This window comes from Caballeronia sp. GAWG2-1 (assembly GCF_023631405.1).
Lineage (GTDB): Bacteria > Pseudomonadota > Gammaproteobacteria > Burkholderiales > Burkholderiaceae > Caballeronia.
This window is the reverse complement of sequence record NZ_JALQDD010000031.1, coordinates 64,152-76,309: the sequence shown is the minus strand read 5'-3', so window position 1 is coordinate 76,309 and position 12,158 is coordinate 64,152. Positions and strand designations below refer to the sequence as shown.

The 12,158-nt window shown below is 60.6% G+C and carries 12 protein-coding genes; 1 reads left to right on the top strand and 11 read right to left on the bottom strand.

Translation table 11 applies throughout. From position 1 onward, the window contains the following. Positions 1-10: 10 nt before the first annotated feature. Together NCR98_RS20675 and NCR98_RS20670 are read right to left on the bottom strand one after the other, a co-directional pair. Positions 11-778 (bottom strand): SDR family oxidoreductase, encoded by a 768-nt coding sequence (locus NCR98_RS20675; protein WP_250527122.1) that lies wholly within the window; start codon positions 776-778, stop codon positions 11-13. Positions 779-815: 37 nt separating this feature from the next. Next, positions 816-1,535: a FadR/GntR family transcriptional regulator gene (locus tag NCR98_RS20670; protein WP_244831081.1), complete on the bottom strand. Its 720-nt coding sequence runs from the start codon at positions 1,533-1,535 to the stop codon at positions 816-818. Positions 1,536-2,448: 913 nt separating this feature from the next. Between NCR98_RS20670 and NCR98_RS20665 the strand changes: the two genes are divergently transcribed. Then, positions 2,449-3,831 (top strand): hypothetical protein, encoded by a 1,383-nt coding sequence (locus NCR98_RS20665; RefSeq protein WP_250527121.1) that lies wholly within the window; start codon positions 2,449-2,451, stop codon positions 3,829-3,831. 15 nt (positions 3,832-3,846) lie between these two features. Here NCR98_RS20665 and NCR98_RS20660 read toward each other — a convergent pair whose 3' ends face one another. The 9 genes from NCR98_RS20660 to NCR98_RS20620 form a co-directional block, all read right to left on the bottom strand. Next, complete coding sequence (locus tag NCR98_RS20660; protein ID WP_250527120.1) at positions 3,847-4,611, bottom strand: SDR family NAD(P)-dependent oxidoreductase; 765 nt, start codon at positions 4,609-4,611, stop codon at positions 3,847-3,849. A gap of 17 nt (positions 4,612-4,628) precedes the next feature. Further along, positions 4,629-5,270, bottom strand: a complete 642-nt coding sequence (locus NCR98_RS20655) for an ANTAR domain-containing response regulator (RefSeq protein ID WP_244831078.1) — start codon at positions 5,268-5,270, stop codon at positions 4,629-4,631. 1 nt (position 5,271) lies between these two features. Beyond that, on the bottom strand, positions 5,272-6,426 hold the full coding sequence (locus NCR98_RS20650) for a transporter substrate-binding domain-containing protein (protein WP_250527119.1): 1,155 nt from the start codon (positions 6,424-6,426) through the stop codon (positions 5,272-5,274). A gap of 74 nt (positions 6,427-6,500) precedes the next feature. Next, entirely contained in the window at positions 6,501-7,487 is a 987-nt protein-coding gene (locus NCR98_RS20645; protein ID WP_250467791.1) for an acetamidase/formamidase family protein, read from the bottom strand. A 13-nt stretch (positions 7,488-7,500) separates the two neighbouring features. Next, positions 7,501-8,208, bottom strand: coding sequence for an ABC transporter ATP-binding protein (locus tag NCR98_RS20640; RefSeq protein WP_250527118.1), 708 nt, complete (start codon positions 8,206-8,208; stop codon positions 7,501-7,503). Beyond that, complete coding sequence (locus tag NCR98_RS20635; RefSeq protein WP_250493837.1) at positions 8,205-8,915, bottom strand: ABC transporter ATP-binding protein; 711 nt, start codon at positions 8,913-8,915, stop codon at positions 8,205-8,207. Before NCR98_RS20635 ends, NCR98_RS20640 begins: the two co-directional genes overlap by 4 nt. Continuing rightward, positions 8,912-9,892 carry a branched-chain amino acid ABC transporter permease gene (locus tag NCR98_RS20630; RefSeq protein ID WP_250511420.1) on the bottom strand — a complete coding sequence of 327 codons (981 nt, stop codon included), beginning with the start codon at positions 9,890-9,892 and terminating at the stop codon, positions 8,912-8,914. The genes NCR98_RS20635 and NCR98_RS20630 overlap by 4 nt, the downstream gene beginning before the upstream one ends. A gap of 66 nt (positions 9,893-9,958) precedes the next feature. Then, positions 9,959-10,828: an ABC transporter permease subunit gene (locus NCR98_RS20625; RefSeq protein ID WP_244831073.1), complete on the bottom strand. Its 870-nt coding sequence runs from the start codon at positions 10,826-10,828 to the stop codon at positions 9,959-9,961. A gap of 63 nt (positions 10,829-10,891) precedes the next feature. After that, positions 10,892-12,124, bottom strand: a complete 1,233-nt coding sequence (locus tag NCR98_RS20620) for an urea ABC transporter substrate-binding protein (protein WP_250527117.1) — start codon at positions 12,122-12,124, stop codon at positions 10,892-10,894. Positions 12,125-12,158: the final 34 nt, after the last annotated feature.

The following is a 12,158-nucleotide window of genomic DNA, read 5'->3' as shown; positions in this document are numbered from 1 at the left end:
TGGTGATACTTCAAAGCACGGCGAGCCAACCGCCATCGACATAAATGATCTGGCCGTTCACATAGCTCGATGCAGGCGACGCGAGATACACCGCCGTGCCGACGAGTTCCTCGGGCTTGCCCCAGCGTTGCGACGGATTGCTCGCCTTGACCCATGCGTCGAACTGCACGTTATCGACGAGCGCCTGATTCATGTCGGTGAGGATGTAGCCAGGGCCGATGGCGTTCGCCTGAATATCGAACGCGGCCCATTCGGCGCTCATGGCGCGCGTGAGCATCTTCACCCCGCCCTTGGCCGCCGTATAAGGCGCGACGGTGGCGCGCGCGCCTTCGCTCGTCAGCGACCCGATGTTGATGACCTTGCCACCCTTGCCGCGCGCGATCATGCGCCGCGCCGCTTCCTTCGCGACGATGAACGCGCTCGTGAGATTGGTGTCGATCACGCGTTGCCAGTCCGCGAGCGCGAGTTCGACGAGCGGCTTGCGAAACTGGATGCCCGCGTTATTCACGAGGATATCGACCTCGACGCCTTCGGCGTCCCACGCCTCGAAGGCGGCGGCGACCGCGGTTTCGTCGGTGACATCGAATGCACGGCCTTGCGCCGTGGCGCCCCGTTCGCGCAGACGGCGCACGGCTTCATCGACGGTATCGGCCTGCGTGCCGTTCACGATGATGCCCGCGCCCGCTTGCGCCAGGCCTTCCGCCAGCGCAAAGCCGATGCCGCGCGCCGATCCCGTTACGAGCGCGGTGCGGCCGCTCAAGTCGAACAACTGTGTCATGCGTAAGTCCTCGGTTGAATCGTTTCGCGTTGCAGGTTCAAAGCGGTTTGTCGTTGAGCGTGCGCGTCATCGCGGCGCGATCGTCGAAGTCCTTCTCCGCCCGCTCGATGAGCGTAAGCACCGCGCGCTCGGCGGCGGCGGTATCGCCCTGTTCGATTGCGACGCAGAGCGCTTCGTGCATCGGCAACGAACGCGCGGGACCGCCCGCGATCTCCGAGCTCAATTCGAAGCTCGTGCGCAGGATGGCCGACAGCGCGTTCTGCATCTGCTGGATGAACTGGTTATGGCAAGCGGTGAGAATCGCGCCGTGAAAAGCAAGGTCGGCGGGAACGTATTCGCCCTGGCCCGCGACAGCCCGCTCCATTGCCTTGAATGCGCGTCGAATGTCCTTGCGGTCCTGCGCGGTCGCCCGTTTCGCGGCGAGCTTCGCGGCATTCGGTTCAATGATGAGCCGCAACTCCATCAGGTCCTGAATGAGCGCGTCGTCGATTGCGCCTGCGCGTGCGCGCCACGTGATGACGTCGGGATCGAAAAGCTGCCACTGCGCGCGCGGCAGCACGATGGTGCCGTGGCGGCGGCGCACCTGAAGCATGCCCTTCGCCGACAACGACTTCATCGTCTCGCGGATAGTGATGCGGCTCACCTGCATCTGCTCCGCGAGTTCTGTCTCGGCGGGCAGGATGTCGCCGGGCGCGAATTTGCCGGAGCAAATCTGTTCGCCCATCTCGTTGAGCACTTGACTATGCAAAGTCGGCATTTTTCTATGTCTCTAGATCATACGTATGATTTGGAAGGTATCAATCAAACGGCCGTCAGAACAATGCGGGTTGTCCCTAGGATGGCGTCAGCGAAGGCCGGGGCACCAGGATTCGGCGGTTAGTTGCGCGGCGTCGATCAGACGGCCGTATCTCGCTGGACTTGAGTGCCGCATATGCGCTGAACAGAAAGTCGAAAAGGCATCACCTTCACCGATTGAAAGGCGAGCACAAGCATTAAACTTTGTTCCGTGGTGCTGATCAACGCACCGCACGAAAGCGGACCCGGCGAGTGCTGAACACACGGCCTCACCTACCTACCTTGACCGAAGCGCAGCCAAGCCAAGGTTCGCTTGAAGCAGTTGCAAACAGAAGTTGTCTGAAACCAACGCGTTATCTTTATCGCAACAAAGCGCAGCACGTTTTCCCGCTGTAGCCGTAATGCAGGCCTGAGCGCAATGGTCAGGAAGTGAGCAATGAGCAAGTGCAACGACGAAACCCCGTTCGGCCGATGGCCCAGCGGGGTTTGGTTTTTTTGGACTTTGAAACCGGCGTGATGAACTTCGTTGTCATCGTTCCCTGAATGCCTAAAGTTCGCCACTGCCGCGCCGATAACGTACTTGTTGCAGCGATGCTTATAGGACGATCGGTCGTTCTTGCAACATCGGTTCAAGAGACTTTTCAAGCTTTTCTCAAATGCGAGCTTCGAGGCAAACGATTGTCCGACGCTCGCCGCCCAGGGCCGCGCGTCGTGGAAGACGCAGGCTGACGTGATACCGCTTTAGTGGTCCAGCACCGATCTTCGTGTCGGACGGTTTCGTTCGTCCTCGGATTTGCGTTTATACGGACGACTAACTTCCGTTGCGTCTGGTCCGTGCGGATGATCACGCCTTCTTTAAGGGATTCTGTATCGTTATGAAGACCGCGCCTCTTTTCTCTGCAACCCGTTTTACCGCGCCAAGCGCGATCAAGCTTGCAGCAGCGCTCGCCGCGAGCCTCGTTCTCGCGGCGTGTGGCGGCGGCGGTGGCGGAGGCGATGCAAAGGAAGCGTCGAGCACCTCGGCGGCAGGCACTAACTCGTCCGGCTCCGCAGCGACGACTACAACCACGACCACGACCCAAAGCGGCGCTGCATCGGCTTCGGCCGCGACCACCACGACGACGACGGCATCCACGAGCGACACGACGTCGTCCGCGCATACGGTCAGCGGCAGCAACTCGACCAGCAGCAACGACACGACCGTCATCGCGCCCACGGCGCCCGCAGCGCCCGTAACGCCCGTAACGCCCATTGTCCCGCCCGTTGCAAACAACCCTCCGGCGTCATCAGGCTCCCCCGCTTCCGGCACGATCGTCACGCCCGTCACACCCGTGACCGTGCAATCGATCTTCTATGGCGCGAACGGCCACAACAACGAAGGCGGCGCCTACGACATATCGAGCCCCGCGCTGCAACTCTCGCAGTTGCAGGATCTAGGCGTGAAGATGTATCGCAACGAAGTGTTCAGCGCGTATGGTGCGACCAAGCTCGCCGGCATCGCAACGACGATGGCCGCAGGCGGCGTGACCGTTTACCCCGTCATGCTGATGGACCTGAACTACAGCAGCGAAGCCGATGCCTATAACGCGGCCTTCACGCTCGGTCAGCAGACGGCGGCCGCATATCGCTATCCGTACTATGAAGTCAGCAACGAGCTCGAAGCGCTATGCCTCACCGGGAACGTGGACGGCATCTATCCGCAGCACTACGACAACGCGAAGTTTCAGATTGCACGCGGCGTGATCCGCGGCATGATCGCGGGCGTGAAGTCCGTCGATACGGCGGGCAAGATCGTCATGGGCGGCGGCGCGTGGATGCACTACGGCTTCGATCAGATGCTCGCCAACGGCACGCAACCCGACGGCACCACGAATCACCCCATCGTGAGCTGGGACATCACCGCATGGCACTGGTATTCGGATCAGGGCGACATCGTGAACGCTTGCGGCGGCACCGGATGCCACAACGTGCTCGCGGCGCTCGCCCAGTTCAATAAGCCCATCTGGATCAACGAATTCGGTGTGCGTCCGAGCTATGGCACGGACACGCAAACCGCGAACTATCTGGTCGGCAACCTTATGATGGCGGAGTTCGTGCTGCTCGCGAGGCAATACAACATCCAGTCCATCCAGACTTACGAGCTCTATGACGACCCGGTGGGCGGCGAAGGTCCCTACGGCCTGATGCAGAACGACGGCAGGACCATCAAGCCGAAGTACACGGCGTTCAAGAACTTCGTCGCCGCGAACCCAATGTAAGGGCCGCTGTGCCGCTCAAAGCTGCACGCCGCGAGTGAGCGCGCCATCGACGACGAAGTTGGCGCCGCTCACGAAACTTGCCGCCGGACTCGCGATGAACGCAACGGCATTCGCGATCTCCTGCGGCTTTGCCATGCGTCCGGTCGGGTTCAACGCGAGCGCCTTGGCGAAGAGCTCGGGATCGTTATGCTCGATCCAGTCCCACACGCCGCCTTCGAAGTACACATTGCCGGGCGACACCGTGTTCGCGCGAATGCCCTTCCCGGCAAGCTGATTCGCAAGCCCCTGCATGTAGTGAACGAGCGCCGCCTTGAAAACGCCATACGGTCCCGCCGCGAAATCGATCTCGCGTCCCGACACGCTGGAAATGGCCACGATAGATGCAGCCGCGCTCTTTTCGAGGTAGGGCATGGAGGAATGGACGAGATGAACTGTGCCGAGCAAGTCGGTCTCGAACTCCTTGCGCCACGATTCGATGTCGTTGCCGATAGCGAGCGCGCTCACATTGGCGACGATGATATCGATACCGCCCCAGTCCTCTCCAACGCTTTGCACCCAGGTCTCGAGCGCCGCGCCGTCGGCGACATCGACGGCTGCGCCCAGCGAACGCGCACCGCTCAGTTCCGCGAGCGCATCCGCCGTGCTTGCCACGCTTGCCGCATCGCGCGCACAGATGGCGACATCCGCGCCCTCCTTCGCCAGCGTCTGTGCAATGGCCAGGCCAATGCCCTTGGTCCCGCCCGTGACGATCGCTTTCAATCCCTTGAGTTGCAAGTCCATGTCCGTGGCTCCTGTGCCTAACTTTCCTCTCCGGGCGCGGCGCAGCGTTTGAGCTGCAGCACTTCGCCCGCTTGAATGACCGAGTGACAGATATCGTCGATAGTCACGCGCTTTTCCATCGCCTGCGCCCTGAGCATGTCGTAAGCCTGACTCTCGCTGATCTGATGCATGAGCATGAGGATGCTCTTCGCCTCGCTCAAATGCCGACTGTCGAGCAGCTTCTGTTCGAGCTTCGCAATACGCTGCGTATGTTGACGCGCGCGTCGTGCGTGATAGAGCGCCATGACGATGGCCGACAACAAGCCTGACGCGCGTATGGGCGTGGTGATGATGCCGTCCGATCCCATCTTGATGGCCTGATCGATAAACGTCGGGTTCTCGTAGCCGATGACGCAGATGAGCGGCGGCGCGTCGGGACCGAGCCATTCGTCCTGCGGCGCGCGTTCGTCGGGCCGCAACGCCCGAAACACGAGATCCACGTGATCGGGCAGCACATCCGTGGGCGGCCATACGCGTTCGACCTCGAAGCCAATGCGTCGCAAATGGCTCGTCAACGTGAGGCCGTCGTCATCGTCCGGATGCACGACGATCACGCGCGGACTGCGCTCCAGAATGGAGCCGGTCAGACTGCGCTGTCCTCTGTCGCCTCGCGTGCTCACGTCAGTAGTCCCGCAAGCTCAGCTTGGTCACCCAATCGCCGAGCGTCTGGTGCGTCATATAAGGATCGGGCGCGACCGCGATCTTCGACTCGCGCAACACGCTGAAGTGACCGTCTTCATTCGCGCGGCCAATACGCGGATACAACGCCATATGATGATTCACCGGGTCGATACGCACGCGTCCCTGCGGTGCCGCATACTCCGCGCCGAGCAGATGCGGCATGATCGTGCCGATCTCGTCCGAGCCCGCGCGCGCGCAGGCTTCGGCGAACATGTGCATCTGATAGTACGCAGCCTCCCAGTTCATATCGGTGGGTGTATCGGCGCCAAAGCGCGTCTGATGATGACGCACGGCGGCGTGATTCTCCGGCGTATCGATGCTTTGAAAATAAGGCGCGGCCGTGTAGTGTCCTTGTGCGATTCCTCGTTCCATTGCATGAATCTCGGTCTCGGACGTGTTGAGGCTGGCAATGGGCATCACCGCGGGATCGAGGCCGGCGCGCGCATAGGCTTCGTAGAGATACGGCACCGTGGCGCCGATCAGCGTGCAAAAAATCCAGTCGGGCGATTTGCGTTTGATGTCCGCGATGACTTCGGCGAACGGCTCGCGCGATACATCGAGCGGAAGATAACGTTCACCGAGAATCGCGCCTTCCGGATGCTGCAACAGCAACTCCTGCATCGTGCGGTTGCACTCATACGGATAGACATAGCGCGAGCCGACCATATACACACGCGCACCGAACGTCTCCGTCATGAAGTCGGCCAACTGCACGCCATTCTGATTCGGCGATGCCCCGCTATAAATGATGTTGTCCGAATACTCGAAGCCTTCATACTGCTGCGAATAAATGAGCAGACGATTGTGCTTCTCGACCACCGGCAACATGGCCTTGCGGCTCGTGGACGTATAACCGCCGAAGATCACGTTCACGCCGTCTTTCATGATGAGCCGTTCCGCCCGCTCTCTGAATGCCGCCGGGTCGGACGCGGGATCGTAATGAACCGCCACGAGTTCGCGCCCGCCAATGCCACCGCACGCGTTGATCTCGGCCATTGCAAGCGCCGCCCCGCGCCATTGCGAACGTTCGAGCAGTGCAGTCGCGCCGCTCGTGGAAGAAAGCAGGCCCACTTTGATGGGATCGGACAAAGCCATAGCGTGACACGCTCACCGGAAATGTACGGACGCGCAACGCGTGAACTCGAGCGTCGCACGCCTTTATTTGAGTGTTATTTCAGGTAGCGCTTCGCGACCATGGCGCCCACCGTGTATTTCGGATCGACGAAGTTGCCGAGCCGAACCTTGCCTACCTGACTCAGCATCATATATGCATCCCACTTGTCGAAGCCATATTCGGCGGCCATCCACAACACGAGCTCACGGTACGCAATGCGTGTGGCGTCTTCCAACGGACGCGCACTACCGATACTCATCAGCGCGTCTTCGTTTTCGAGTCGCGGCCAATCGATCTTCCAGCCCTTGATGAGATCGACGCGCACCGTCGTCGTGCTTCGATACTCCACCGCCGTGCCGCACACTTCGCCATCGCCCTGGCAGGCGTGTGCATCGCCGATAAAAAGCCGTCCGCCTGGCGAGCGCACCGGCAAGTAGGTGATGCTGCCTGGCCCCATGTCGGGCACATCCATGTTGCCGCCGTGCGAATCCGGCGTGAGCGAGTTGATGGAGTCGATCTCCGGCGAAAGACTCAAGGTGCCGATATGCGGCTTGTACGGCAACGTATTGCGCTTGCTCCAATAGACGTTCTCTTCGTCGATCTTGATCTTGCGCACGATCTCGGGCAGCGGCTCGTTGAGAAGCGCCGTGTAGTCCGTGCCCGTGAGGCCGCCGAAGTTGGGGATCATGCAGCAGAAGCCGTGCGGGTCGTCACCGCGCGGCGACATCTTTTCGATGTACACGGCCACCACGTCGCCCTTCTCCGCGCCTTCTATCATGACGGGTCCGTTCTGCGGATTGAGAAACGGCACAGTCAGCAGTTCGGATGGCTTGTCGGTCTCTTCCTTGATCTTGCCTTCGAAGGCATCGCGCGTTTCAACTACGATACGGTCGCCCGGTTTCACATGCAGCACCGGTTGCGAATAAGGACCGATGGTGTAGTGGAATGTCTGCTGCAACTCTTCCGTGAGATGGTGCTCAACCGGCTCGCGGCTCGCGCCGACGCCACGTTTCATCATGATCGAATCTTCAAGCCATTTCATGTCCGATGCTCCTTCACAGTGCCAGATACTGGCGAATCAGTTGTTCGTCTCCGAGTTGCGCCGGGCTCGGGGTATCGACTATGCGGCCCTTGTCCATCACGCAGCAGCGCGACGCAATGCGCTCCACCATGCCCATGTCCTGCTCGACCAGCAATACGCCGATACGCGCCTCCCGCGCAATCCGTTGAATGGTGTCGCCGATGAGCGTGACGATCGACGGTTGAATGCCCTCGGACGGCTCATCGAGCAACAACACCTTGGGCGCGCTGATCAACGCGCGCGCAATCGCCAGTTGCTGTTGTTCGCCGCCGCTCATGGTGCCCGCCTTTTGCCGGTAACGCGCCTTGAGAATCGGAAAGTACTCGACGACTTTCGCCTTCATCTCGGCAGCCTGCGCGCGATTGGCCTGTGCACCGACCTGCAGATTCTCGGCCACGGTCAACATGCCGAATATCTCGCGCCCTTGCGGCACATAACCGATGCCTTGCTGCGCTCGCACGTAAGGCTTCGCATGCCCGAGCTCGACGCCATCGAGCGCAATGCTTCCCGCGCTCAACGGCACGAGTCCGATCAACGCGCGCATCAACGTGGTCTTGCCCACGCCGTTGCGGCCGATCATTGCGAGCACTTCGCCGCGTTCTATGCCGAAGGACACGCTATTCAACACGCGTCCGCCGCCATAGCCGCCTTCCACGCCCGATACCTCGAAGAAGGCGCTCATTGCTTCTTCCCCAGATAAACCTCGGCAACATCGTCGCGCGCGAGGATTTCATCGAGCGGACCATCGGCGAGAAGGCGTCCGCCGTGCAGCACGCTCACGCGCGTTGCGATCTGCTTCACGAAGGTCATGTCGTGTTCGACGACCATCATCGTGAGACCATCGTCGCGTAGTTGCTTGATGAGTTCGCCGGTCGCGTGCGTCTCTTCCACCGACATGCCGGCCACGGGTTCATCGAGAAAGAGTAGCTTCGGGCGCAGCGATACGGCCATCGCTATTTCAAGCCATTGCTTCTTGCCGTGCGAAAGATTGCGCGCCGGTACATGCTCTTCCTGCGCCAGCAAGAAGCGTTGCAAGAGTTCGTCGATGCTCTCGGGCCTGTCATCTTTCGCGCGATGCAGCGACAGTTGCAGATGCTGGCGCACGGTGAGGTCCGGGAACACGCCGGGTATCTGAAACTTGATGCTCATGCCCATGCGTATGCGCTCATGCGGCAACACATGGTTCATGTCACGGCCGAGAAAATACACGCTGCCGTCCGATGGTTTATGTTCACCGGTAATGAGCTTGAAGAACGTGCTCTTGCCCGCGCCATTGGGACCGATCACGCAACGTATCTCGCCCGCATCGATCTGAAAGTCGATACCGTTGATCACGTGCGCGCCGCCGAAGTGCTTCTTGAGCGCGCGCGTTTCGAGTAAGGCCGTCAAGATTTGCTCTCCTTGTGCGCATTGATCGCGCCATGCGAATGCGTCCGGTCGCGTTCGAAGAGTCGTCGCAGCAACTTCGCCGACGATGGCAGCAAGCCCTCGGGCGCCGCGAGCACGACGATCAGCAGGATCGCACCCATCAGAATGAGCGCGTACTGGCTGCCGTACACCGCGAGGTTCTGCGAGAGCCACACGAGGAATGCAGTGCCGATGATCGCGCCGCCGATGCTCTGCCTGCCCGCGGTAGCCACCCAGATGACGGGCATTGCGGCTGCGGTGAGTCCCATCGTCGATGGCGTGATATAGGACCCCCAGATCGTATAGAGCGCACCGGACAGGCCGCCGAGCGTGGAGCCGAATACGAAGATCATCCACTGATGCCGGCGGATATCCACGCCCAGCATTTCCGCGCGCTGCGGGTTCTCGCGGATCGCGACGAGCGTGAGTCCGAAGGTTCCGTCGAGCAGGCGTTTAGTGATCGCATACACGATCAGCAGCAATACCAGCACGAGGTAATAGAAGCTCGCGTTCTCCAGCGTGAGCGTGCCGCCGGGCCACGGAATGGTGAGCTGCGGCATGCCGCCCATGCCGTTGTAGCCGTTGAGCGGCGCCTGTCCTATGGTCCATTGCGGCCCCGCCGTCTGCGCCATGAACGTTTCGAGCACGAGCGTGACCGACAAGGTCACGATGCCGATGAACACACCCTTGATGCGCCCGTAGAAGATCATGTAGCCGATCAACGCGGCCACCACGACGCTCACCAGCAAGCCGACGATCACGCCGAGCCACGACTGATACCAGTAGTCGCCGAAGTTGAGCGTAAAGACGCCATACGTATAGCCTGAAAGCCCGAAGAACGCGGTCTGTCCGAACGAGAGAATGCCGCCGTGGCCCCACATCGCCGCAAGTCCGACCGCGCTGAAAGCCCACACGAGACAGTAGGCGAGATTGCCGCTTGCGGTGGCGTCGATCACCATCGGCAAGCAAAATGCGACGAGCCACGGCAGACACTTCAATGCGATTGATTTGTTCACACGAGGCTCCTAACGCAAGCGGGTGAACAGATTGCCGAGGCCTTGCGGCATCAGCCGGATGACGACGATCACCGTCACCAGCAAGCCGATCTGCCCGAACAACTGACCATACGATGCAGTGAGCGCCGTCTGTATCACCGCGAGCACGGCAGCGGCAGGCGTGGTGCCCGCAATGACGTTGGCGCCGCCGACCACCACCGAGACGAACGCTTGCACGATGAAGTTGCTGCCCATCGTGGGCACGGCGGTCATGGTCGGTGCATAGAGCGCGCCAGTCAGCCCCGCGAGCCCCGCGCCGAGCGCGAAGGTCAGCGTGTAGAGCCGGTCCGTGCGCAAGCCGAGACATTGCGCGATGTTCGCGTTCTGTATGGTGGCCCGTGCGCAGACGCCATAGTTGGTCTTGAAGAACAGGAGGTACAACGCGAACAGAATCACGAGCGCGATCACCGGCAGGACGGCGCGATACACCGAGAACGAGTATTCGCCGACATAGAACGATCCGAACGGCGTGCCGATGCCTTCTATCGACGGCCCGGCGACCAGCAGCATGGTCTGTTGCACGATAAGGCTGATGGCCCACGTCGCGACCACCGAATCGAAGAGACGGTCGTAGAGATGACGTATCACCAGACGTTCGATGACGACGCCCGCTATCGCAGCGGCGATCGCGCCGAGCAGCATCGCGAGCGGTAAGGGCACGCCGCGCTTCGCCGCGATGATCGTCACATACGCGCCGCACATGATGAACTCGCCATGCGCAAGATTGATCACCCCCATCATGCCGAAGATCACGGCAAGACCGAGCGCTGCGAGCACGAGATAAGCGAAGCTGTCGCCGAATTGATAAACGAGCGAATAAAGTACGGACACCGTGGCCATGAATGCGTCACCCAGGTTGCCGGCGCGTTTCGCTCGTGACGAGCGGCGCGCCGTTTCCTCAACTTACGACTTCTTCGGCAGATTCGTCGGCGTGTACTGACGATGATCCGGCTTGTTCGGCAGATCGCAGCCGACCTTGCCGAGCCAGTAAGGCTGCACGTCGTCCCATACTTTCGGAATGTCGACCGAGTGATCGTCCTTCACATGCACGAGGTAGATCGTGTGGCTCACGTGGTGGCTCTTCGGATCGATACACACCTTGCCCTGCGCGCCTTCCGTGCAAATGCCGCTTTCCAGCGCCTTTTGCACCGCCGCCTGATCAGTGGTCTTGGCCTTTTCAGCCGCCGCCTTGTACAGATAGATGGCGTCGTAAGCGTTGGCCGCTTCCTGGTTGATATACGGCTCGTTCGGGAACTTGGCGTGGAAGCGCTTCTTGAAGTCGTTGCTCGCGGGGGTATCGACTTCCTCGACATAATTCGCCGTCACGTACATGTCCTTGAGCGCAGGCGGTTTGAAGCGCTTGTGCTCGTAGGCCTGGCCCACGTTGACCGAACTCGCCATCGGCAAGTTCAGATGCGCGGACGCTTGCTGCTCGTAATAAGAAGCCTGATTGGCGCCCACCAGCAAGGTCACGACGAAGTCGGGCTTGGCCTTCTGAATGTTCTGAATGGTCTGGCCGAACTGCGAAACAGAAAGCGGAATGAATTCCTCGCCGACCATCGTGCCGCCATTTTCCTTGACGATATTGCGCACCCATTCCGCCGAGATCTGGCCGAAGTTATAGTCGGCCGCGATGGTGTACACCTTCTTGCCGAACTTCTGCATCATCCACGGCAGCAAGGTCGAGAACTGCTGTTCGGGAACGGCGCCCGTGACGAATGTGGTGCTGTCGCAGACGCCGCCTTCGTACTGGTTATCGTAGAAATAAAGTTGCTTGGCGCGATCCATGATCGGACGAATGGCCTCGCGCGACGCGCTGGAAAACGCGCCGAAAATCACGTCGGGTTTGTCGGTCTGAACGAGCCGCCGTGCAAGCTCCTGGAACTTCGTATTGTCGGACTGCGTGTCATACGCGATCAACGTGATGGGGCGCCCGAGAACGCCGCCCTTTGCGTTGATTTCATCGACGGCGAGTTGCGTCGCGTGGATCTTCGGGATGGTCGCAAGCGCAAAGTTGCCCGAAGCATCTTCGAGCAAGCCGATTTTCACGGGGTCTGCCGCGCTGGCAGCAAGCGACGAGAGACCAAGTCCTGCAAGCAGGGCCAGACGCATCCAGCCAGACGGCTTTGGCAACATTGAGGTTCTCCAGGAAAACAGACAAAAAAAAGCC